Source organism: Streptococcus nakanonensis (genome assembly GCF_059738785.1).
Window position 1 is genome coordinate 615,489 of record NZ_AP027139.1, and the last position, 21,540, is coordinate 637,028.

Annotated in this window: 21 protein-coding genes and 1 pseudogene; 16 read left to right on the forward strand and 6 right to left on the reverse strand. The window is 42.5% G+C overall.

The window, feature by feature from the left end; genetic code table 11:
• Window positions 1–58: 58 nt before the first annotated feature.
• Window positions 59–709: a metal-dependent transcriptional regulator gene (locus AC6I9F_RS03215; protein WP_000188509.1), complete on the reverse strand. Its 651-nt coding sequence runs from the start codon at window positions 707–709 to the stop codon at window positions 59–61.
• A gap of 111 nt (window positions 710–820) precedes the next feature.
• On the opposite strand from AC6I9F_RS03215, the gene AC6I9F_RS03220 reads away from it, so the two are divergent.
• On the forward strand, window positions 821–1,663 hold the full coding sequence (locus AC6I9F_RS03220; RefSeq protein ID WP_498022731.1) for a metallophosphoesterase family protein: 843 nt from the start codon (window positions 821–823) through the stop codon (window positions 1,661–1,663).
• A gap of 75 nt (window positions 1,664–1,738) precedes the next feature.
• Window positions 1,739–2,176 (forward strand): Rrf2 family transcriptional regulator, encoded by a 438-nt coding sequence (locus AC6I9F_RS03225; protein WP_295525399.1) that lies wholly within the window; start codon window positions 1,739–1,741, stop codon window positions 2,174–2,176.
• A 55-nt stretch (window positions 2,177–2,231) separates the two neighbouring features.
• On the opposite strand, the gene AC6I9F_RS03230 is transcribed toward AC6I9F_RS03225, so the two are convergent.
• Window positions 2,232–3,305 carry a DUF2974 domain-containing protein gene (locus tag AC6I9F_RS03230; RefSeq protein ID WP_173234642.1) on the reverse strand — a complete coding sequence of 358 codons (1,074 nt, stop codon included), beginning with the start codon at window positions 3,303–3,305 and terminating at the stop codon, window positions 2,232–2,234.
• A 155-nt stretch (window positions 3,306–3,460) separates the two neighbouring features.
• On the opposite strand from AC6I9F_RS03230, the gene AC6I9F_RS03235 reads away from it, so the two are divergent.
• Window positions 3,461–4,138, forward strand: coding sequence for a response regulator transcription factor (locus tag AC6I9F_RS03235; protein WP_000548993.1), 678 nt, complete (start codon window positions 3,461–3,463; stop codon window positions 4,136–4,138).
• Entirely contained in the window at window positions 4,131–5,105 is a 975-nt protein-coding gene (locus AC6I9F_RS03240) for a sensor histidine kinase (protein WP_173252844.1), read from the forward strand. Before AC6I9F_RS03235 ends, AC6I9F_RS03240 begins: the two co-directional genes overlap by 8 nt.
• Before the next feature lie 33 nt (window positions 5,106–5,138).
• Here AC6I9F_RS03240 and thrS read toward each other — a convergent pair whose 3' ends face one another.
• The 3 genes and pseudogenes from thrS to AC6I9F_RS03255 all read right to left on the reverse strand — a co-directional run bounded on the left by thrS (window position 5,139) and on the right by AC6I9F_RS03255 (window position 7,790).
• Entirely contained in the window at window positions 5,139–7,094 is a 1,956-nt protein-coding gene (gene thrS, locus AC6I9F_RS03245; RefSeq protein WP_173249899.1) for a threonine--tRNA ligase, read from the reverse strand.
• 40 nt (window positions 7,095–7,134) lie between these two features.
• Window positions 7,135–7,315: pseudogene (locus AC6I9F_RS03250) on the reverse strand (hypothetical protein).
• A gap of 100 nt (window positions 7,316–7,415) precedes the next feature.
• Complete coding sequence (locus AC6I9F_RS03255) at window positions 7,416–7,790, reverse strand: hypothetical protein (protein ID WP_173234647.1); 375 nt, start codon at window positions 7,788–7,790, stop codon at window positions 7,416–7,418.
• Between the two features lie 202 nt (window positions 7,791–7,992).
• Between AC6I9F_RS03255 and rpsO the strand changes: the two genes are divergently transcribed.
• From rpsO to AC6I9F_RS03285, 6 genes are all read left to right on the forward strand, one after another.
• The gene (rpsO, locus tag AC6I9F_RS03260; RefSeq protein WP_001018251.1) at window positions 7,993–8,262 is read left to right on the forward strand and encodes a 30S ribosomal protein S15; all 270 of its coding nucleotides are present in this window, start codon (window positions 7,993–7,995) and stop codon (window positions 8,260–8,262) included.
• A gap of 880 nt (window positions 8,263–9,142) precedes the next feature.
• On the forward strand, window positions 9,143–9,763 hold the full coding sequence (locus AC6I9F_RS03265; RefSeq protein WP_000531713.1) for a CadD family cadmium resistance transporter: 621 nt from the start codon (window positions 9,143–9,145) through the stop codon (window positions 9,761–9,763).
• A 234-nt stretch (window positions 9,764–9,997) separates the two neighbouring features.
• Window positions 9,998–11,044, forward strand: a complete 1,047-nt coding sequence (locus AC6I9F_RS03270; protein WP_498022736.1) for a FecCD family ABC transporter permease — start codon at window positions 9,998–10,000, stop codon at window positions 11,042–11,044.
• A 1-nt stretch (window position 11,045) separates the two neighbouring features.
• Entirely contained in the window at window positions 11,046–11,801 is a 756-nt protein-coding gene (locus AC6I9F_RS03275; protein WP_498022738.1) for an ABC transporter ATP-binding protein, read from the forward strand.
• A gap of 19 nt (window positions 11,802–11,820) precedes the next feature.
• Window positions 11,821–12,831 carry an ABC transporter substrate-binding protein gene (locus tag AC6I9F_RS03280; RefSeq protein WP_218764200.1) on the forward strand — a complete coding sequence of 337 codons (1,011 nt, stop codon included), beginning with the start codon at window positions 11,821–11,823 and terminating at the stop codon, window positions 12,829–12,831.
• Window positions 12,812–13,504, forward strand: a complete 693-nt coding sequence (locus tag AC6I9F_RS03285) for an alpha/beta hydrolase-fold protein (RefSeq protein WP_218764201.1) — start codon at window positions 12,812–12,814, stop codon at window positions 13,502–13,504. Before AC6I9F_RS03280 ends, AC6I9F_RS03285 begins: the two co-directional genes overlap by 20 nt.
• Window positions 13,505–13,547: 43 nt before the next feature.
• Here AC6I9F_RS03285 and AC6I9F_RS03290 read toward each other — a convergent pair whose 3' ends face one another.
• The gene (locus tag AC6I9F_RS03290; protein WP_084950107.1) at window positions 13,548–14,297 is read right to left on the reverse strand and encodes a lysophospholipid acyltransferase family protein; all 750 of its coding nucleotides are present in this window, start codon (window positions 14,295–14,297) and stop codon (window positions 13,548–13,550) included.
• Window positions 14,298–14,429: 132 nt separating this feature from the next.
• Between AC6I9F_RS03290 and AC6I9F_RS03295 the strand changes: the two genes are divergently transcribed.
• The 6 genes from AC6I9F_RS03295 (at window position 14,430) to AC6I9F_RS03320 (ending at window position 21,535) form a co-directional block, all read left to right on the forward strand.
• On the forward strand, window positions 14,430–16,766 hold the full coding sequence (locus AC6I9F_RS03295) for a cation-translocating P-type ATPase (RefSeq protein ID WP_498022741.1): 2,337 nt from the start codon (window positions 14,430–14,432) through the stop codon (window positions 16,764–16,766).
• 101 nt (window positions 16,767–16,867) lie between these two features.
• The gene (locus AC6I9F_RS03300; protein WP_498022743.1) at window positions 16,868–17,545 is read left to right on the forward strand and encodes a tRNA (adenine(22)-N(1))-methyltransferase; all 678 of its coding nucleotides are present in this window, start codon (window positions 16,868–16,870) and stop codon (window positions 17,543–17,545) included.
• The gene (locus tag AC6I9F_RS03305; RefSeq protein ID WP_498022745.1) at window positions 17,532–18,329 is read left to right on the forward strand and encodes a Nif3-like dinuclear metal center hexameric protein; all 798 of its coding nucleotides are present in this window, start codon (window positions 17,532–17,534) and stop codon (window positions 18,327–18,329) included. The genes AC6I9F_RS03300 and AC6I9F_RS03305 overlap by 14 nt, the downstream gene beginning before the upstream one ends.
• A gap of 16 nt (window positions 18,330–18,345) precedes the next feature.
• The gene (locus AC6I9F_RS03310; protein WP_498022747.1) at window positions 18,346–19,449 is read left to right on the forward strand and encodes an NAD(P)/FAD-dependent oxidoreductase; all 1,104 of its coding nucleotides are present in this window, start codon (window positions 18,346–18,348) and stop codon (window positions 19,447–19,449) included.
• A 99-nt stretch (window positions 19,450–19,548) separates the two neighbouring features.
• Window positions 19,549–20,568, forward strand: coding sequence for a UDP-glucose 4-epimerase GalE (galE, locus tag AC6I9F_RS03315; RefSeq protein WP_368081586.1), 1,020 nt, complete (start codon window positions 19,549–19,551; stop codon window positions 20,566–20,568).
• 1 nt (window position 20,569) lies between these two features.
• Window positions 20,570–21,535 (forward strand): glycosyltransferase family 2 protein, encoded by a 966-nt coding sequence (locus AC6I9F_RS03320; RefSeq protein WP_498022750.1) that lies wholly within the window; start codon window positions 20,570–20,572, stop codon window positions 21,533–21,535.
• Window positions 21,536–21,540 lie beyond the last annotated feature (5 nt).

A 21,540-nucleotide genomic window follows, 5' to 3' on the forward strand; every position in this document is an offset into this window, starting at 1 on the left:
AAATAGATAAGAAAACCCTGAAAATCAAACTTTCAGGGTTGGTAGGGGATTGGAGAAATTAGTTGATTTTCTCGACATAGAGTTGTTTTGCAATGTCCATACTTACTTGTAAGTCCTCGTCTTTACTAAGGATAGTGAAGGTGTTGCTGAAGCCATCAAACTGCTTGACTTGGAGCTGATCACCGATGTGAAGTGAGTGCTTGTCCAGATAATGGAGAATGTCAAAACTATCATGCACCCGAGTCAGGCGGTAGGAGCCAGCTTCCTTGATGTCAGCTAGTGGGAGGTTATTGATTTCAACTAGGAGTTCTCCCTTGGCAGGAATGGTTCCTCCGTGGGGGCAGGTTTTAGGGAAACCTAGCAATTTATCCAGTCTTTCCACGAACAGGTCAGAGACAGTATGTTCCAAGACCTCAGCTTCCTCGTGAATCTGGTCACTCGTATAGTCTAAATGATGAACTAGAAAAACTTCAATCAAGCGATGTTTACGGTAGAGCTCAGAGACCAGTTTGAGGCCGAGGTCAGTCAGTAGATAGCCACATTCCTTGTCCTTGAGGATGAGATTTTCACTCTTCATCCGTTTAATCATTTCAGTTACGGCAGGGGGAGAGACTTGCATGCGGGCAGCAATTTCCTTGTTGGTAATTTTATGCAGGTCTATGCCGATTTCATAAATACATTTTAGATAGTCTTCTTTATTCGGGGTCATTCGCTTCCTCTTGTCTAATATCTTTATCTAGTATATCAAAAAAAGCTAGATTTCTCTAGCTGTGACTTTTTATGTTATACTTATTGCAAGAGAAAAAACGAGGAGATGGATATGACGAAAATAGCTCTTCTTTCAGATATTCATGGAAATACCACCGCCTTGGAGGCTGTTTTGGCAGATGCTCGGCAGCTAGGAGTGGATGAATACTGGCTTTTGGGAGACATTCTCATGCCAGGGACAGGGCGTAGAAGGATTTTGGACTTGTTGGCTCAACTACCGATTACAGCTAGAGTTTTGGGAAACTGGGAAGATAGTTTGTGGCATGGTGTCCGTAAGGAATTGGATAGTACTCGTCCCAGTCAACGCTATCTCTTGCGCCAGTGCCAGTATGTTTTAGAGGAAATTTCCCTAGAAGAAATTGAACTGCTCCACAATCAACCTCTCCAGCTTCATCGTCAGTTTGGGGATTTGACGGTGGGAATTAGCCACCATCTTCCTGATAAGAACTGGGGGCGAGAGTTGATTCATACTGGAGCGCAAGAGGATTTTGACCGCTTGGTGACCAATCCCCCTTGTGATATTGCTGTTTATGGTCATATTCACCAGCAGTTGCTTCGTTACGGGACTGGTGGGCAATTGATTGTCAATCCGGGTTCGATTGGACAGCCCTTCTTTTTAGATGCTCAGTTGCGGAAGGACTTGCGAGCCCAGTATATGATTTTGGAGTTTGATGACAAGGGTTTGGTAGATATGGACTTCCGACGGGTAGACTACGATGTGGCAGCTGAATTGCAACTGGCTAAAGATCTTAAACTTCCCTATTTTGAGGTTTACTACGAAAGTCTGGTCAATGGTATCCACCATACCCACAATCAGGAATTTCTGAGAGAATTGGCCCAGAAAGAGGGCTATGATAGGGAATTAGATGCTTGGTTGAAAAGTGGTAACGATTGACATTACAACTAAAAAGGGTATAATAAAAGAAAAAGAAGAGTAGAGGCAGGGGAGCCTCGTAAAAAGGAGAAGAGGATGCAAATTCCAAGTAGATTTACCATTGCGACTCATATGCTGATAATTATCGCCCTCGAGGGGAAGGAAAGCAAGGTGACCAGTGATTTTCTGGCTGCTAGTGTCGGGGTCAATCCTGTCATTATCAGAAAAACCTTGTCCCAGTTGAAGAAGGCAGAGCTGATTTCAGTAGCGCGTGGAACAGGGGGAACAGAGATTGTTAAGGATCTCAAAGACATTAGTCTATTAGATGTTTATCAGGCGGTCGAATGTCTTGGTAAGACAGGTCAACTCTTCAGTTTTCATGACAATCCAAATCCAAATTGTCCAGTCGGAGCTCATATTCATGATGTTTTGGATCAAAAATTGGAGAGAATCCAGCTAGCTATGGAGTCTGAGCTTGGTCAGACCAGTTTAGAGCAAGTTGTGGCCGATGCAGAGAGTCAGATGAAGGATTGAATTTTCTTTAAAACAAGAAAGCTTATGAAAAGGCAAAAACCTTATCATAAGCTTTTTATCTATTCTTCCATGCTTGGTAACGGGTATCAATCAATAACTGGGTAAGGCGTCCCATGGTTTCTCTTTCTTCTGGAGTGAGGGATTGAGCTTGGACAAAGAGATGATGAATGTGTTCGATAGCCTTGAAGGAAGATAAGTCATTGATGGAGCTAATTCCAGCATCAAGAATAGTGCCAAAGAAGAGGTCGAAGTAGAGCTGGAGTTCTTCATCAGGGACTGTCGCTACCCATTCTTTAAAGGTTGTGTCTACTTGTTGGCTATCACTGTTGGTCTTATTCAGTTGGACGAAGTGCTTGTCCTCAATCTGCCAACTAAAGGTATCGTGCTGGGCGATGCCACCCAAGGCAGTACTCTGAACGATGATTTGGTGGGCAGGAATTTCTAGCATCCTACCGATAATGGAACCTTGTGGAATGAAGACCTTGGTTCTATCCATTATCCTTTGATAACCCTCGGTCTGTGTCAATTCTGTGTGAAGACCAGGCGCATCAAATGTATAAACTGCTGTGATCTGATCTTGCAAGCTTTGCTCAATTTGGCTAGTAGCATAGATAGCTAGATTTCCTCCCTTGGAATGCCCAGCCAGAATGACCTTTTTCTTTGGATGGTGGGCAAAAAAGTTCTTTAAATAGCGGAGGGCGTGCTTTTGAGCAGGAATTTCCTTCATATAGGTCAGGTGGAAATCTTCCTTCCAGCCAATGATACTATCATCAGTCCCACGAAAGACAATCAGATAGGTATCGAGAGTGAGGCGGTAGGTCATAGCAGCAAATTGCTTTTGCAGCTCAGGGTCGATGTCGTTGATAAAATGGGAGAGTTTGCAATTTTTGAAGCGTTTGTGTTGAGCTAGTTCATCTAATAGCTGGAGGCGATTTTTGCTGGTCAACATGTTAGGTTCTCTTGGAACCTGAGGTGCCAGTTCTAAAAGTCGCTGAGGAGCTGTGGAGACCAGATTATCAAAGGAGAGATAGGCGGTTTCTGTTAAGGCTAGAATGTCTAATTCATTTAAAGGAAGGTCGTAATAAGAATCGTATGCGACATCTTTCAGATAGTCAAAAATATTGGCCATAAGAGCTCCTTTCTTTTTATTTATCTTATCAAATTTCCCTCAAATTAGCTACTAGGGTTACCTCACTTTGTTAGCTGAAAACAAGCTATTTCAAATTCAGTTTCAGACCTGCTAGCATGGAAAAATCTGTTATAATAATAGAAAAGGAGAAGCGCATGCACAAGATTTTATTAGTAGAAGATGATCAGGTTATTCGTCAACAAGTCGGGAAAATGCTCTCTGAATGGGGATTTGAAGTGGTTTTGGTAGAAGACTTTATGGAAGTTTTGAGTCTTTTTGTCCAGTCGGAACCTCATTTGGTCCTTATGGATATTGGCTTGCCCTTGTTTAATGGCTATCATTGGTGTCAGGAGATTCGCAAGATTTCCAAGGTGCCGATTATGTTTCTGTCTTCGAGAGACCAGGCTATGGATATTGTTATGGCGATTAATATGGGGGCGGATGACTTTGTGACCAAGCCTTTTGACCAGCAGGTTCTTTTAGCCAAGGTTCAGGGCTTGTTGCGTCGTTCCTATGAGTTCGGGCGTGACGAGAGTTTACTGGAATACGCCGGTGTGATCCTTAATACCAAATCCATGGATGTACATTATCAAGGCCAAGTCTTGAATTTGACCAAGAACGAATTCCAGATTTTACGCGTTTTGTTTGAGCATGCGGGCAATATCGTAGCGCGTGACGACCTCATGCGAGAACTTTGGAATAGTGACTTTTTCATTGATGATAATACTCTCTCTGTCAATGTGGCTCGTTTGCGTAAAAAATTGGAAGAGCAGGGCTTGGTAGGATTTATCGAGACCAAGAAAGGAATAGGGTACGGATTGAAGCATGCTTGATTGGAAACAATTTTTTCTAGCCTATCTGCGTTCCCGTAGTCGTCTGTTTGTCTATCTACTTGCTTTAGCATTTCTGGTTTTGCTCTTTCAGTTTTTATTTGCCAGTTTAGGAACTTACTTTCTCTACTTTTTTCTTTTGTGTTGCTTTGTAACCATCTTATTTTTCGCTTGGGACATATTGGTGGAAATGCAGGTCTATCGCCAGGAAATTCTCTATGGAGAGAGAGAAGCCCAGTCTCCTTTGGAAATAGCTTTAGCAGAAAAATTAGAAGCGCGTGAGATGGAACTCTATCAGCAAAGGTCAGATTCAGAAAGAAAATTGACGGATTTACTGGATTACTATACCTTGTGGGTCCATCAGATAAAGACTCCCATTGCAGCCAGTCAACTCTTAGTTGCAGAAGTAGCCGACCGCCAACTGAAGCAGCAATTAGAACAGGAAATTTTTAAGATTGACTCCTATACCAATCTAGTTTTACAGTACCTGCGTTTAGAAAGTTTTCATGATGATTTGGTCTTAAAGAAGGTTCAAATTGAGAACTTGGTCAAGGAAATGATTCGTAAATATGCTCTTTTCTTTATTCAAAAAGGCTTAAATGTCAATCTACATGACCTTGATAAAGAAATCGTGACAGATAAGAAATGGCTGCTAGTGGTCATTGAGCAAATCATCTCAAATAGTCTCAAGTACACTAAGGAAGGTGGTCTGGAGATTTATATGGACGGTCAAGAGCTCTGTATCAAGGATACAGGAATCGGAATAAAAAACAGTGATGTTCTCCGAGTCTTTGAACGTGGATTTTCAGGATACAATGGGCGCCTAACCCAGCAGTCATCTGGACTTGGTCTTTACCTATCCAAGAAAATTTCTGAAGAACTGGGGCACCAGATTCGTATCGAGTCTGAGGTTGGTACAGGAACGATAGTGCGGATTCAGTTTGCTCAAGTGAACTTAGTCCTTGAGTGAGAATAGACGAAAAAGCCTCCGGATTGGAGGCTTTTATGCTAGATTCTTAGACTCAACTCGTGATTTGTTGGCGATATCAGCTAGGATAGCTTGAACAAAATCATCTACTGAGACAGTTTGTGTTTCTTTTTGGCCGTAGCGACGAACGTTGACTGTTCCGTCTTCCATTTCCTTGTCCCCAACGATCAATTGGTAAGGAATCTTGCTGGTTTGTGACGCACGGATTTTAAACTGCATTTTTTCATTGCGTTCATCTACGTCTGCACGGACACCACGGTCACGGAGTTTTTTAGCTACTTCCCAAGCGTAGTCCACGTGTTTTTCGTTAGATACTGGGATGAGGGTTACTTGGTGTGGTGCAAGCCATGTTGGGAAGGCACCCTTGTAGTTCTCAATCAAGATAGCTGTGAAGCGTTCCATAGTTGAGATAACTCCACGGTGGATCATAACTGGACGGTGCTCTTCGCCATCAGCTCCGATGTATTTAAGGTCGAAACGTTCTGGAAGCAAGAAGTCAAGCTGGATAGTAGAAAGAGTTTCTTCTTTTCCAAGAGCGGTCTTAACTTGGATATCCAATTTTGGTCCGTAGAAGGCTGCTTCACCTTCGGCTTCAAAGTAGTCCACACCCATTTCATCAAGGGCTGCGCGAAGCATGGTTTGAGCATTTTCCCACATTTCATCGTTATCAAAGTACTTGTGAGTATCTTGAGGGTCACGAAGAGAGAGGCGGAAGCGGTATTCATTCAAGTTGAAGTCTTCATAAACATCGATAATCAACTGAAGAGCACGTTGGAATTCTTCTTGGATTTGTTCTGGAGTAACGAAGAGGTGACCGTCGTTGAGTGACATTTCACGTACACGTTGAAGACCAGTGAGGGCACCAGATTTTTCATAACGGTGCATCATACCGATTTCAGCGATACGGATTGGCAACTCACGGTAAGAGTGAACATGATGTTTGAAGACTTGGATGTGGTGTGGGCAGTTCATTGGACGAAGGACAAATTCTTCCCCGTCACCCATGTCCATAGTTGGGAACATGTCTTCTTGGTAATGATCCCAGTGACCAGAAGTCTTGTAAAGTTCAACAGAAGCAAGTGGTGGAGTGTAAACATGTTGGTAGCCAGAAGCCAACTCTTTGTCTACGATGTAGCGTTCCAACTCACGACGAATAGTCGCACCATTTGGCAACCAGAATGGCAAACCTTGTCCCACTTCTTGTGAAATCATGAAGAGGTCAAGCTCTTTACCAAGTTTACGGTGATCACGTTCCTTAGCTTCTTCACGCATTTGAAGGTAGTTCTTCAAGTCTTTCTTGTCAAACCAAGCTGTACCGTAGATACGTTGCATCATAGCGTTGTCGCTATTTCCACGCCAGTAAGCACCTGCTACATGGAGAAGGTGGAAGATTTGGATACGGCCTGTTGAAGGGACGTGTGGGCCACGGCAAAGGTCTACATATTCACCCTGACGGTAGATGGTCAAACCACCTTCGTCTTCTGAGTGTTCTTCAATCAATTCTAATTTGTAAGGGTCATTTTTGAAGATTTCACGTGCCTCGTCTTTAGTAACTTCTTCACGGATTGATGGGAAGTTTTCTTTGACAATTTTTTGCATTTCTTCTTCGATACGAGGAAGGTCTTCGTTAGAGATTTGACCAGCTGTGTTGTCAGTATCGTAGTAGAAACCATCTTCGATGGCCGGACCAACTCCCAAGTGAATGTCTGGGAAAAGACGACGAGCTGCTTGGGCGAACAAGTGAGCAGCTGAGTGACGCAAGATTGGAAGGGCATCTTCGTGATCAGGTGTCACGATTTCGATGCTTCCATCTTCAGTGATAGCACGAGTAGTGTCGATGAGCTTGCCGTTGAATTTACCAGCCAAGGCCTTTTTAGCTAGAGAATTGCTGATAGATTGGGCAATTTCAAAAGTTGTAACGCCAGATTCGAATTCACGAACAGCGCCATCTGGGAAAGTAATGTTAATCATGATGTTCTCCTTACTTATATTATTGACGAATGTGTTAACCCTATTCTGAAAACAGGGACAGAGGATTGTGAAAGATAGAAAAACAAAAAGCGACATCCTCGAAAGGACGTCGCAACGTGGTTCCACCTTCATTTATGTTCCTCAAAAGAGAGGGACACCTCTGATTGGCTCTAACGTGGCCACCGTTTTATGTTTTCATAAAAACTCAAGAGTAGTATCAGTTTAGGCTTTCTATGCGTTTCCAGCAACCACGCACTCTCTAGTAGAAAGGGACTAAGTGACTTGTCTCTATGGATTATTATAGCATGATTGTGAGATTTTTCAAGGATTTTGTGAAAGTTTTTTGTTTTTCAGTTTTTGCACTAGATTCTTAATAGCGGCACCGACAGCCATACCAACTATGGCAAAGATTTCATAGGCTAGGAAGTAGAGAAGGATAAATTCTCTGAAAGTAATGATGGTAAAACAAAAGAGCAGTCCGTTACCAATTAACCACCAAAGTGAGAAACGGAAACGGTAGCTATAGAGTAGCGATATAATCAAGATTACCAGAGGTGTAAAGAAGAGAATATTATTTACGTAGAGACTCTTGAGCAAAAGGGGGTCAGAAATGATTAGTGATAACAACTCATAAAATGGCCAATAAAAGAAAAATACGACCAAATAGTAGGGGACATGGGAATAGAATCTAGGCATGATAATCACCTCGTTTAAAAACAGATAACTTGGATTTCTTGCTATGATTATTATAGCATGTTTAAAACAAGAAAGTAAATCTGTTGACAAAGAAGTTAGTTATTGGTAGAATAGGGATTGTCGTAAAGACAAATAACTTCTTCTTGGTTACAGGCATGCCAACCTGTCACTCGGATGAAGCCAAATAAAAAGGAGAAACATCATGGCAATCTCAAAAGAGAAAAAAAATGAAATCATCGCACAATATGCACGTCACGAAGGTGATACAGGTTCAGTAGAGGTTCAAGTTGCTGTCCTTACTTGGGAAATCAACCACCTTAACGAACACATCAAACAACACAAAAAAGACCACGCTACTTACCGTGGATTGATGAAAAAAATCGGTCGCCGTCGTAACTTGCTTGCATACTTGCGTAAAAACGACGTTAACCGTTACCGTGAGTTAATCAACTCTCTAGGACTTCGTCGTTAATTCAAGATACAAAGGCCGTCAAAAGCACAAAGCAAAAATAGGAAAATTGACGAAGAAACTTCAGTTTCTAGGAGATTTTATCTTTTTTGCCAAGTGCTTAGGCCGTGTTCAATTGAGCATATCTTGATAATGAAGCTACTCTAAATTGGGTAGCTTTTTTACTTTTGTTACCTTACTTCGATATACTCAAGTATAATCTTCGGTTACAGTTCCTAGCACTGTAAGGTAAAATAAACCAGAATGATCTCCCTTCGGGGAGATTTTTTTGTTTCACTAAAAATTTTGTACAATCTTCGGCTTACCGCCTAGTCTATAAACGGTTTATCCAGCAAGAATTATGATGCTAAGGGCGTAAGAAATCCGTATGAAAATAGGGAAATGACACAGTGTTCGATGAACACAAGGAGTTTCATCTTTTTCACTAGGATTTTAGCCCGGGCTCAAATCAGCTCTCGGACTTCAGAGGGCTTTTTTATTGAGATTTTATCGGTCACAATTTTGGAGACTACAAAAACTATCGGTCAACTCGACTTCTGGCAAGATGTGTTTTATCGGTCACAATTTTGGAGACTACAAAAACCTCAAATGGTATCAGCTAATTACACCATAAGGGTGCGTAGCTACTCGGCTTGAAAAGCCGAGTAGCTGTCTGCAAGCCCCTTCGGAGAGCCCACACTTTACGAAGTAAAGTATAGTATGTTATACTTTACATGGAAGTAGTCACCGAATTCCAGTTAGAAATTACTTTGTAACTACGTTTTGAGGAGGAGTAAAATGCTTTCCTATGTTCGAAATTACCCACTAGCGATAGCTAAATTAATGTGTCTGTGCTCTCCTAAAATCTGCTGATTTATTACTGACTAATACAGGAGGGTTTTTTATGGGACAGACAATCATATCTGCTATTGGTGTTTATATTTCCACCAGTATCGATTATTTAATTATTTTATTTATTTTATTTGCACAGCTATCACAGAATAAACAAAAATGGCATATTTATGCGGGGCAATATCTAGGCACAGGCTTACTTGTAGGGGCGAGTTTAGTTGCTGCTTATGTCGTTAATTTCGTGCCTGAAGAATGGATGGTTGGATTGCTTGGTTTAATCCCTATCTATTTAGGGATTCGCTTTGCAATTGTTGGAGAAGGTGAGGAAGAAGAGGAAGAAGAGGAAGAAATTATTGAAAGATTAGAACAAAGCAAGGCAAATCAACTGTTTTGGACAGTTACATTGCTAACAATTGCGTCTGGCGGAGATAATTTAGGTATCTATATACCTTATTTTGCTTCATTAGATTGGTCACAGACCCTCGTGGCCTTGCTTGTGTTTGTAATCGGCATAATTATCTTATGCGAGATTAGTCGGGTGTTATCCTCTATTCCCTTAATATTCGAGACAATTGAAAAATACGAGCGAATCATTGTGCCCTTAGTATTCATTCTACTTGGACTATACATCATGTATGAAAATGGCACGATAGAGACTTTTCTGACCGTGTAGATTTTTTTGTTTCACTAGGATTTTAGCCCGAGCTCAAATCAGCTCTCTGACTTCAGAGAGCTTTTTGCGTTGGCACCTTACCTCGATATACTCAAGTATAATCTTCGGTTACGGTTCCTAGCACAATAAAATCAACTATATTCATTTGTTCTCATCTTGTTCCATTGTTGAAAATATGGTATACTTTTCATGAGAATTTTCTAAATTTTTAAGATTCTATCAAAGGAGGTTTGCATGCTTTCCAAATTTTCTGGAAGCCGACAAGACCAGCAATTTGTGTTACTTTTAGTTATTTTGCTAGGTATTTTAGGGATTTCTCTCTTTCTAGCAGTTTCAATGGGATCTGTTGCGATTGATCTAGGAGATACCTATCGGATTATTTTGAGCAGGTTGGGATTTCCTCTTGAGATAGGAGAGGTTTCCAAGTCTACTCTTGCCATTGTATGGAATATGAGATTCCCTCGAGTATTGTTAGGTCTGATAGTAGGAGTAGGCCTTTCTATGTGTGGTAGTGTGATGCAGTCCACAGTGAACAATCCCATCGCAGAGCCTTATGTCTTAGGAATATCTGCGGGTGCTACTCTAGGGGCAACTTTGAGCATCATTCTTGGTTTAAAAGTGATGATTAGCCTTGGAGCTTTTCTTGGAGCTATTTTGGCAACAATTGCTGTCCTCATCATTGCCTCTATGCAGGGAAGGATGACGACTTCCAGTCTGATCTTATCAGGAACGGTGGTCAATGCTCTCTTTCTAGCTTTTTCCAACTTTATTATCTCAGTTGGCGCTAATGCGGACAGTGTGATGACCATTAAGTTTTGGACCATGGGCTCGCTCGCTGGGACTTCCTGGGCAGACTTGGTCCTGCCAACTATAGTAGTAGGAATAGCCTTTCTATTTTTCTCTACTCAGTATCGTGTTTTCAATGCGATGATGATGGGAGATGAGGCTGCTTTAACTTTGGGAATTCCCTTACGCTTTTATTGGTATCTTTATGTGACCATGGTGGCTGTGCTGACAGCAGTCTTAGTGGCAACCTGTGGGATTATTGGATTTGTCGGTCTGATTACTCCACATTTAGCTCGAGGGTTAGTAGGAACGAATTACAAGAGGCTTTTTCCTGTTGCAACCTTGCTAGGTGCCCTCTTTGTCATCTGGGCAGACGTACTCTCTCGTATCATCATTCCAAACGCAGAGCTTCCTATTGGTATTTTCACAGCCTTAGTAGGTGCTCCCTTCTTTATCTACATTGTTGGAGGTAGGCGAAGGGAGGTGAGGGTCTGATATGGACTTGATTTGTCAGGATGTCCACTTTGGACTGGGAGAGAAAAAAATCCTCAAGGGAGTTTCTCTTAAGGTTGAAGGGAATCAATTTCACACGATACTAGGACCAAATGGAAGCGGGAAAACCAGCCTGCTTAAACTCCTCTATCGTCAGGAAAAGGTGGACAAAGGCTTGATAAGCCTAGATGGAAAGCCGCTGGAACAATGGACGCTCAAAGAAACAGCCAAGCAAATGGCGGTCGTCACCCAGTTTAATCAATTGCAGTTTGATTCTACAGTTGAGGAAATCGTCTTGCTGGGAAGAACTCCCCACCTCTCTTTTTTACAGAAGGAAAAGGAAAGAGATTTTACACTCGTTCAAGATGCTCTCGTTAAGGTGGATATGCTTGAGAAGAAAACACGTCTCTATTCGTCTCTGTCAGGGGGAGAGAAACAGCGAGTCTTACTAGCCCGCGCCTTGGCGCAAGAACCGACTCTCTTGCTCCTTGACGAACCAACCAATCACCTGGATATCAAGTATCAGTTAGACTTGTTGGCCATTGTGAAGGAGCTCAAGGTCAATGTTCTAGCTGTCCTGCATGATATTCAACTTGCTTGTCGCTATTCGGATTATCTCTATCTAATGAAAGAGGGAGAAATCCTTTACCAAGGGACTCCAAAGGAGACCATCACCCCTGAGTCATTGCAAACTGTATACGGAGTGCAAAGTCAGGTGACTTGGACCGAGGATCAGCAAGCCATGATTCACTATTTATAAAAATGAAAAGGAAAATAAGATGAAAAAAACACTAAGCATTTTACTGGTAACAGTAGCTACCCTAACCCTGGCAGCTTGTGGTAACACTACTACAGAAAAAGCTACCACACAATCAAGCGCAGAAACAAGTCAAAAGGCTAACGCAGAGACGACTTATCCGCTAACTATCAAAACCTATGATGCTAAGGGAAATGAAGTCGAACAAGTTTTTGACAAGGCACCTGAAAAAGTTATCACAAACAATCTTTCAACCACTGAAATCTTATTGGAGTTGGGGTTGAAGGATAAAATTGTTGGCATGCTCAATCCAGACAATGCTGTGACGGACAAATACAAGGATGCGATTGCGACTATTCCTCAAATTGGGGATAAAAAAACAGTCTCACAAGAGACAGTCCTTTCTTATGAGCCAGACGCTGTGATGGGTCGAAATATGATGTTTTCTGAAAAATCCTTGGGGACAGTTAGCACTTGGAATGAAAACAAAATCCCAGTCTATACACAAAAAGCTTCTCTCTCAACAATTCAGCAAGATTTGGGGAATATCGTAGAAGATGTCAAAAATCTTGGAATGATTTTTAATGTTCAGGACAAGGCTAATGAATACGCAGCCCAATTACAAACTAAAATTGACGTTGTTAAGAAAGCAAATCCAGCAAGTCAAGGTGAAAAGAAAAAGGCTTTGATTATGGTTGCTTATAATGATCAAACCTTTGGTGCCTACAAGTCTGCTTTGCAAGAAAGTTTGCTGAACCAACTTGGCTATACAAACGTTGCTACGGGGACATCAGGCTTAACCTTGGAAAATCTCGTGTCAATGGATCCTGAATTGATTATCTATGTAACCAGCGATCGCAATAAAAAATTGGATGAAAAAGCAGTAGAGTTGATGAAGGCAAATGCTGTTTTGGAAAGCGTTGCTGCTATTAAGAATCAAAAAATCATGACCATCTCTTACGATGAATTGATGGATTATGGTCCAGCAGTGATTGATTCCCTTGAGAAAATCAATGACTTTATCAATAAATAATGAGTTTGATTGGGAAGGAATTCAAGTCAAAATCAGCCTTCCTTCTAACTACGACCCCAAACAAACCTATCCGGCTATTTTATTGAATGATGGAAACTTGGATTTCTTATCTTCACTTTCAGAATCTGTGATTTTAGTGGGCTTGACCTCTAAAAATCGCTTAGATGACTACACTCCCTGGGCAACATCAGCTCTGAGAGATGGAGCTCCAGATTTTGGAGGTCAGGCCAACGTCTATCATAATCATTTGTTTGGAGGTCTTTTAGACAAGCTACAGTCGCTTTATCGCCTGGATGAAAATCGCCTTGCCTACGGAGGCTACTCACTAGGTGGTTTGGCGGCAGTCTACAATCTTTTCAGCTTTGACAAGGTTTCCTGTGTCTTTTCGATCTGCGGTTCCTTTTGGTATCCTGATTTTGTGACTTACTGCAAGGCAGAGACAGTGAAAAATCTAGACTGTTTGCTGTATTTACAGAATGGTCAAACAGAAGGAGCACACCATATTAATCGCTTGGCTCAAGCACCAGTCTGTGCTGAGCAGATCCATACCAGTCTTCAGAAATGGTATCCGAACGGTCAGTTTGTCTTTGACCCTTATGGGCACCATGAACAAGTGGATGAGCGATTTCTAGCCTTTTCCAGCTGGTTGGCCCAAAAATGGAAAATCGAATAACAGATTTATCCCTTGGCTTTTGCCAAGGGATTGTTGTATTTATTTAACCAAGTTTTTCTCTCTTTTTATCTGGATTCCATACGAAGCTTGCGATAAAGCTAAAGATGATGGTTAGGATAGCGAGGATAATGGCAAGGATGAGAGCAGGTATGCGGATAAACCACCAGAGTGGGTTTGGTTTTTTATCATTGTGCCATTGTTTCGTTTCTTGGTCCAAACGTTGGAATTCTGCTTGAATGCGATTGGCGACTGTTTCAATACCTTCATCATTCATTTTCTTGATATCTGAGATATCGATTGGATTTCCAAAGTTCATATCGACACGCTCACGGCTAACCAAGCCTTTCAAGGTCATAGGACCTGTGTAGGTAACCGGCATAATACGGACCTTGGCCATTTTGGCAATCAGGGCAACTCCACCCTTGACATCGTTTGAGTGACGGCTTCCACTTGGAAACATGATGAGAGAGCGGTCACTTTTTTTGAGAACATTGATAGGATATTTGATGGCTGAAGCGCTAGGATTTTCACGGTCAATAGGAAAGGCTCCACACATACGAATCCACCAGCCAAAGATACGGTTAGCAAAGAGTTCTTTTTTGGCCATAAAGATGAACTGTTTTGGCTTGGTCGCAAAGGCCATGTAAACAGGATCCCACCAGGTGCGGTGAGGTGCAACCAGAATATAATTTTCATCTTGATTAGGAATTTTATCAGTATTATGATAGTGGGCATTGCCATTGATGGACCATAGGAGCAAGACAACCAATCCACGTAAATAAGTATAAAACATGCGATCTCCTTCGATTATTTTCTTGTTATTATTATACCTTATCAAAGGAGGGCTGGCAAACTTTTCCCTTGACTAGGTGCATATTTGGGATGAGATTAGAATTCTGTTAAAAAAAATGATATGATAGAATTTATGGATAAAAATAAGATTATGGGATTAACCCAAAGAGAAGTCAAGGAAAGACAGGCTAAGGGCTTGGTCAATGATTTTACTGCTTCGGCCAGTACCAGCACTTGGCAAATCGTTAAACGAAATGTCTTTACCCTTTTTAACGCTTTGAACTTTGCCATTGCTTTGGCACTAGCCTTTGTGCAGGCTTGGAGCAATTTGGTCTTCTTTGCTGTTATCTGTTTTAACGCTTTTTCTGGAATTGTGACCGAGCTACGGGCCAAACACATGGTGGACAAGCTCAATCTTATGACCAAGGAAAAGGTCAAAACCATTCGTGATGGTCAAGAAGTGGCTCTGAATCCGGAAGAATTGGTGCTAGGAGATGTCATTCGTTTGTCTGCTGGAGAGCAGATTCCCAGTGATGCCTTGGTTTTGGAAGGCTTTGCGGAAGTCAATGAAGCCATGTTGACGGGGGAAAGTGATTTGGTGCAAAAGGAAGTGGATGCCTTGCTTTTGTCAGGAAGTTTCCTAGCCAGTGGGGTAGTTTTAGCTCAAGTTCACCATGTTGGGGCTGATAACTATGCTGCCAAACTCATGCTGGAAGCCAAGACCGTTAAACCAATCAACTCTCGTATCATGAAATCGCTGGACAGGTTAGCTGGTTTTACTGGGAAGATTATCATTCCTTTTGGTCTGGCTCTCTTGCTAGAAGCCTTGATTTTAAAAGGTCTGCCTCTCAAATCATCCGTTGTAAATTCGTCGACAGCCCTTTTGGGAATGTTGCCTAAGGGAATTGCCCTTTTGACCATTACTTCGCTCTTGACTGCGGTGATTAAGCTGGGTCTGAAAAAGGTCTTGGTACAGGAGATGTACTCTGTTGAGACCTTGGCGCGCGTGGATATGCTCTGTCTGGACAAGACGGGCACCATCACTCAAGGAAAGATGCAGGTGGAGGCCGTTCTTCCTTTGACCGAAGAGTATGGAGAGTCAGCGCTTGCTAGCATCTTGGCCAGCTATATGGCCCATAGTGAGGATAAAAATCCAACAGCTCAAGCTATTCGCCAGCGTTTCCAAGGTCAGGTAGTCTATCCTATGATCTCTAATCTGCCTTTCTCAAGCGACCGCAAGTGGGGAGCCATGGAGTTAGAAGGTTTGGGAACAGTTTTCTTAGGGGCACCTGAGATGTTGTTGGATGCTGAAGTTCCTGAAGCTAGAGAAGCTCTTGAACGAGGCTCTCGTGTCTTGGTCTTAGCGCTCAGTCAAGAAAAACTTGACCATCACAAGCCACAGAAACCATCTGATATTCAGGCTCTGGCCTTGCTGGAAATCTTGGACCCCATTCGAGAAGGAGCAGCAGAGACGCTGGACTATCTCCGTTCTCAGGAAGTGAGACTCAAGATTATCTCTGGTGACAATCCAGTTACGGTATCCAGCATTGCCCAGAAGGCTGGTTTTGTGGACTATGACAGTTATGTAGATTGCTCGAAAATTACGGATGAGGAATTGATTGCTATGGCTGAAGAGACAGCTATTTTCGGACGTGTTTCCCCTCATCAAAAGAAACTTATCATCCAAACTCTGAAAAAAGCAGGGCATACAACAGCTATGACTGGGGATGGAGTTAATGATATCCTGGCTCTTCGTGAGGCGGATTGTTCTATCGTGATGGCTGAGGGAGATCCTGCGACTCGTCAGATTGCCAATTTGGTTCTCTTGAACTCTGATTTTAATGATGTTCCTGAGATTCTCTTTGAAGGTCGTCGTGTGGTCAATAACATTGCCCACATCGCCCCGATTTTCTTGATAAAGACCATCTATTCATTCCTATTAGCGGTCATCTGTATTGCCAGTGCTTTACTAGGTCGGTCTGAGTGGATCTTGATTTTCCCCTTCATTCCAATCCAGATTACCATGATTGACCAGTTCGTGGAAGGTTTCCCACCATTCGTTCTGACTTTTGAGCGAAATATCAAACCTGTTGAGTCAAATTTCCTCAGAAGATCCATGCTTCGTGCTCTACCAAGCGCTCTCATGGTCGTCTTCAGCGTTCTTTTTGTGAAAATATTTGGAAGTAGCCAAGGTTGGTCTGAGTTAGAAATCTCAACTCTACTCTATTATCTCTTGGGGTCAATTGGTTTCTTATCCGTATTTAGAGCCTGCATGCCATTTACCCTATGGCGTGTCCTCTTGATTGTTTGGTCAGTAGGAGGCTTCCTAGCTACAGCTCTCTTCCCAAGAATTCAAAAATTGCTTGAAATCTCAACCTTAACAGGACAAACATTACCTGTTTATGGTGTCATGATGTTGGTCTTTACCGTGATTTTCATCCTGACTAGTCGCTATCAAGCCAGAAAATAAAGAAAGGCTGCAATCTGTGGATTGCGGTCTTTTTAGGTACAAGATTGCCAGTTGAAATGTGGTATAATAAGAGGTAATAGAGTTTTGGAAAGTGAGAGAAGATGATTTCAAAGAGATTAGAATTGGTGGCTTCCTTTGTGCCACAGGGAGCCATTTTGCTAGATGTGGGAAGTGACCATGCTTATTTGCCTATCGAGTTAGTCGAAAGAGGACAAATCAAAAGTGCCATTGCAGGTGAGGTCGTAGAAGGTCCTTACCAGTCTGCAGTCAAAAATGTTGAGGCTCACGGTCTAAAGGAGAAAATCCAGGTTCGTTTAGCCAATGGCTTGGCAGCCTTTGAAGAGGCAGATCAGGTATCGGTTATCACTATTGCTGGCATGGGCGGCCGTTTGATTTCTAGGATTTTAGAAGAAGGATTGGACAAGTTAGCTAATGTAGAACGATTGATCCTCCAGCCCAATAATCGTGAAGACGACTTGCGTATCTGGTTACAAGAGAACGGATTCCAGATTGTAGCTGAAAGCATCTTAGAAGAAGCTGGTAAGTTTTATGAGATTTTGGTGGTGGAAGCAGGACAAATGAAGCTCTCAGCCAGTGATGTTCGCTTTGGTCTTTTCTTGTCCAAAGAGGTCAGTCCAGTCTTTGTCCAAAAATGGCAAAAAGAAGCTGTTAAGCTAGAGTTTGCCCTCGGACAAATCCCAGAAAAAAATCTGGAGGAACGTCAAGTTCTAGTGGATAAAATTCAAGCCATCAAGGAGGTTCTCCATGCTAGCAAGTGAAGTAATTAACGCATATGAAGCCTTTTGTCCTCAGGAATTTTCCATGGAGGGAGACAGTCGTGGCCTACAAATTGGCACTTTGGACAAGGATATCCAAAGTGTCATGGTTGCTCTGGATATTCGTGAAGAAACGGTGGCTGAAGCTATTGAAAAGGGTGTGGACTTGATTATTGTCAAGCACGCGCCGATTTTCCGTCCCATCAAGGACTTGGTAGCTAGCCGTCCACAAAATCAGATTTACATCGACCTGATCAAGCATGACATTGCAGTTTATGTCAGCCATACCAATATTGACATCGTTGAAAATGGCCTCAATGATTGGTTCTGTCAGATGCTAGGTATCGAGGAGACGACTTATCTTCAGGAGACAGGTCCTGAACGTGGAATTGGTCGTATTGGGAATATTCAGCCTCAGACATTTGGGGAATTGGCCCAGCATGTCAAGCAAGTCTTTGGTTTAGATAGCCTTCGAATGGTCCATTATCAAGAGAGGGATTTGCAGAAGCCTATTTCAAGAGTGGCTATCTGCGGTGGAAGTGGGCAATCATTCTATAAGGATGCTTTGGCAAAGGGGGCAGATGTTTATATCACTGGTGATATTTACTACCACACTGCCCAGGATATGCTGTCTGATGGGTTGTTGGCATTGGACCCAGGCCACTATATCGAAGTGCTTTTTGTAGAAAAAATCGCTGCACTCCTTAATAAATGGAAAGAGGAAAAAGGCTGGGAACTAGAGATTTTACCTAGCCAAGCATCGACCAATCCTTTCCATCATATCTAGTTAGAAAGTGAAGACAATGAAAAAAGTTGCCATTATCGGAGCAGGGATTGTAGGTGCAACAGCTGCCTACTACCTCTCTAAAGAAAGTGACCTAGAAGTAACCGTCTTTGACCATGGACAGGGTCAAGCCACCAAGGCCGCAGCAGGAATTATCAGTCCTTGGTTCTCCAAACGTCGCAATAAGGCCTGGTACAAGATGGCGCGCTTGGGGGCAGACTTTTATGTGGATTTGTTGGCTGATTTAGAGAATTCAGGGCAAGAAATCGACTTTTACCAACGTTCGGGAGTCTTTCTCTTGAAAAAGGATGAATCCAAGCTAGAAGAACTCTATGAACTAGCCCTCCAGCGTAGAAAAGAGTCTCCCTTGATAGGGCAATTAGCCATTCTGGACCAAGCATCAGCAACTGAATTATTCCCTGGTTTGCAGGGATTTGATCGCTTGCTCTATGCTTCTGGTGGAGCGAGAGTAGATGGCCAACTCTTAGTGACTCGTTTGCTAGAAGCCAGTCAGGTCAAGCTGGTCAAAGAAAAAGTGACTCTGACACCATTAGCATCAGGCTACCAGATTGGTGAAGAGGAGTTTGAGCAGGTTATTTTGGCGACGGGAGCTTGGTTGGGGGACTTGTTAGAACCCTTGGGTTATGCTGTGGATGTTCGTCCCCAAAAAGGACAACTCCGAGATTATTGGCTTGCCCAAGACATGGAATCTTATCCTGTGGTTATGCCAGAAGGGGAGTGGGATTTGATTCCTTTTGCAGGTGGGAAATTATCCCTAGGTGCTACTCATGAAAATGATATGGGATTTGATTTGACGGTAGATGAAACCTTACTCCAACAAATGGAGGAGGCGGCATTGCCTCACTATCCAGCCTTGGCTAAAGCGACTTCAAGAACTGAGCGTGTGGGAATCCGTGCCTATACCAGTGATTTCTCTCCTTTCTTTGGGCAGGTGCCAGAATTAGCAGGTGTCTATGCAGCTAGTGGACTAGGTTCATCAGGCCTCACAACGGGTCCTATCATTGGTTACCACCTAGCTCAATTGGTCAAAGACAAGGAGTTGATCTTGGACCCTGAAAACTACCCAATTGAAAACTATGTCAAACGACTAAAAAGCGAATAAATATTTTACTGAAATTTTAGCTTAGCTTCTAGGATGGCAAATGACATTCCCTATCAAAAATGGTAAAATAAGAAAAAATCCGAGAATCGAGGAAAGAAGATGCAAGAAAAGATTTTGGTAACGGGTGGGGCAGGTTTTATCGGGACCCACACTGTTATTGAGTTAATCCAAGCAGGTCATCAGGTTGTTGTGGTGGATAACCTTGTTAACAGCAACCGTAAAAGTTTAGAAGTTGTTGAGAGAATTACAGGAGTTGAGATTCCTTTTTATGAGGCTGATATCCGTGATACAGATACTCTTCGTGACATTTTCGAACAAGAAGAACCAACAGGTGTCATTCACTTTGCTGGTTTGAAGGCTGTTGGCGAATCAACCCGTATCCCTCTTGCCTATTATGACAACAATATCGCAGGAACTGTTAGCCTTTTGAAAGTTATGGAAGAAGCCAACTGTAAAAACATCATTTTCAGTTCTTCTGCGACAGTTTACGGAGATCCGCACACAGTACCCATCTTGGAAGATTTCCCACTTTCAGTGACTAACCCATACGGTCGTACTAAGCTTATGCTAGAGGAAATTTTGACGGATATTTACAAGGCAGACTCAGAATGGAATGTGGTCTTGCTTCGTTACTTCAACCCAATCGGAGCCCATGAGAGTGGTGATTTGGGAGAAAATCCAAACGGTATTCCAAACAATCTCTTGCCATATGTGACTCAAGTAGCCGTTGGAAAATTAGAGCAAGTGCAAGTGTTTGGAGACGATTACGATACGGAAGATGGAACTGGTGTTCGTGATTATATCCACGTTGTTGACTTGGCTAAAGGTCACGTCGCAGCTCTGAAAAAAATCCAAAAAGGTTCAGGTCTAAACATTTATAACCTTGGGACAGGTAAAGGCTACTCAGTTCTTGAAATTATCCAAAATATGGAAAAAGCGGTGGGACGTCCAATTCCTTACCGCATCGTAGACCGTCGCCCAGGGGATATCGCAGCCTGCTATTCAGATCCTGCAAAAGCCAAAGCAGAACTCGGCTGGGAAGCAGAACTCGGCATCACCCAAATGTGTGAAGACGCATGGCGTTGGCAAAGCAAGCATCCAAATGGATTTGAAGACTAAGATGGTGATGTCAATCATTGTCCCCTGTTTAAACGAAGAGGAAGTACTTCCTCTTTTTTATCAGGCTTTGGAAGCTTTACTTCCAGATTTGGAAACAGAAATCGAGTATGTCTTTGTCGACGATGGATCAAGTGATGGAACCTTGGAACTCTTAAAGGCCTATCGGGAACAAAATCCGGCAGTGCATTATATTTCTTTCTCTCGAAATTTTGGAAAAGAAGCAGCTCTTTATGCAGGATTGCAATATGCGACAGGAGATTTGGTGGTGGTGATGGATGCAGACCTCCAGGATCCTCCTAGTATGCTGCTTGAGATGAAAAACTTACTAGACCAAAATGAAGATTTGGACTGCGTAGGAACACGGAGAACCAGTCGGGAGGGGGAACCCTTCTTTCGCAGTTTCTGTGCTGATCTCTTTTACCGCCTTATGAAAAAAATCAGCCCAGTAGCCCTGCCCTCTGGTGTTCGTGATTTTCGCATGATGAGAAGAACTGTGGTCGATGCCATTTTAAGCTTGACTGAGTCCAATCGTTTTTCTAAGGGACTCTTTGCCTGGGTCGGCTTTAAAACCCACTATCTGGACTATCCAAATGTCGAAAGGCAGGCTGGCAAGACCAGTTGGAGTTTTAGGCAACTCTTTTTTTACTCCATTGAAGGGATTGTTAATTTTTCAGATTTTCCCTTGATTATCGCCTTTGTTGCAGGTCTCTTATCTTGCTTTGTTTCTCTAATAATGACCTTTTTTGTTGTGGTTCGGACTCTCATTTTGGGCAATCCGACATCAGGTTGGACCTCTTTGATGGCAGTCATTCTCTTTCTTGGAGGCATTCAACTCTTGACCATTGGGATTCTCGGCAAGTACATCAGTAAAATTTATTTGGAGACTAAAAAAAGACCACTTTATCTCGTTAAAGAAAAAAGTGACCTTCCTGATTTTACAGAAAAAAATAAAGTGAAAAGACTATAATTTTA

What these genes read in the sequence shown, in the direction of transcription:
- AC6I9F_RS03215 (WP_000188509.1), bottom strand. Translation starts at nt 709, where the DNA reads ATGACCCCGAATAAAGAAGACTATCTAAAATGTATTTATGAAATCGGC.
- AC6I9F_RS03220 (WP_498022731.1), top strand. Translation starts at nt 821, where the DNA reads ATGACGAAAATAGCTCTTCTTTCAGATATTCATGGAAATACCACCGCC.
- AC6I9F_RS03225 (WP_295525399.1), top strand. Translation starts at nt 1,739, where the DNA reads ATGCAAATTCCAAGTAGATTTACCATTGCGACTCATATGCTGATAATT.
- AC6I9F_RS03230 (WP_173234642.1), bottom strand. Translation starts at nt 3,305, where the DNA reads ATGGCCAATATTTTTGACTATCTGAAAGATGTCGCATACGATTCTTAT.
- AC6I9F_RS03235 (WP_000548993.1), top strand. Translation starts at nt 3,461, where the DNA reads ATGCACAAGATTTTATTAGTAGAAGATGATCAGGTTATTCGTCAACAA.
- AC6I9F_RS03240 (WP_173252844.1), top strand. Translation starts at nt 4,131, where the DNA reads ATGCTTGATTGGAAACAATTTTTTCTAGCCTATCTGCGTTCCCGTAGT.
- thrS (WP_173249899.1), bottom strand. Translation starts at nt 7,094, where the DNA reads ATGATTAACATTACTTTCCCAGATGGCGCTGTTCGTGAATTCGAATCT.
- AC6I9F_RS03255 (WP_173234647.1), bottom strand. Translation starts at nt 7,790, where the DNA reads ATGCCTAGATTCTATTCCCATGTCCCCTACTATTTGGTCGTATTTTTC.
- rpsO (WP_001018251.1), top strand. Translation starts at nt 7,993, where the DNA reads ATGGCAATCTCAAAAGAGAAAAAAAATGAAATCATCGCACAATATGCA.
- AC6I9F_RS03265 (WP_000531713.1), top strand. Translation starts at nt 9,143, where the DNA reads ATGGGACAGACAATCATATCTGCTATTGGTGTTTATATTTCCACCAGT.
- AC6I9F_RS03270 (WP_498022736.1), top strand. Translation starts at nt 9,998, where the DNA reads ATGCTTTCCAAATTTTCTGGAAGCCGACAAGACCAGCAATTTGTGTTA.
- AC6I9F_RS03275 (WP_498022738.1), top strand. Translation starts at nt 11,046, where the DNA reads ATGGACTTGATTTGTCAGGATGTCCACTTTGGACTGGGAGAGAAAAAA.
- AC6I9F_RS03280 (WP_218764200.1), top strand. Translation starts at nt 11,821, where the DNA reads ATGAAAAAAACACTAAGCATTTTACTGGTAACAGTAGCTACCCTAACC.
- AC6I9F_RS03285 (WP_218764201.1), top strand. Translation starts at nt 12,812, where the DNA reads ATGACTTTATCAATAAATAATGAGTTTGATTGGGAAGGAATTCAAGTC.
- AC6I9F_RS03290 (WP_084950107.1), bottom strand. Translation starts at nt 14,297, where the DNA reads ATGTTTTATACTTATTTACGTGGATTGGTTGTCTTGCTCCTATGGTCC.
- AC6I9F_RS03295 (WP_498022741.1), top strand. Translation starts at nt 14,430, where the DNA reads ATGGATAAAAATAAGATTATGGGATTAACCCAAAGAGAAGTCAAGGAA.
- AC6I9F_RS03300 (WP_498022743.1), top strand. Translation starts at nt 16,868, where the DNA reads ATGATTTCAAAGAGATTAGAATTGGTGGCTTCCTTTGTGCCACAGGGA.
- AC6I9F_RS03305 (WP_498022745.1), top strand. Translation starts at nt 17,532, where the DNA reads ATGCTAGCAAGTGAAGTAATTAACGCATATGAAGCCTTTTGTCCTCAG.
- AC6I9F_RS03310 (WP_498022747.1), top strand. Translation starts at nt 18,346, where the DNA reads ATGAAAAAAGTTGCCATTATCGGAGCAGGGATTGTAGGTGCAACAGCT.
- galE (WP_368081586.1), top strand. Translation starts at nt 19,549, where the DNA reads ATGCAAGAAAAGATTTTGGTAACGGGTGGGGCAGGTTTTATCGGGACC.
- AC6I9F_RS03320 (WP_498022750.1), top strand. Translation starts at nt 20,570, where the DNA reads ATGGTGATGTCAATCATTGTCCCCTGTTTAAACGAAGAGGAAGTACTT.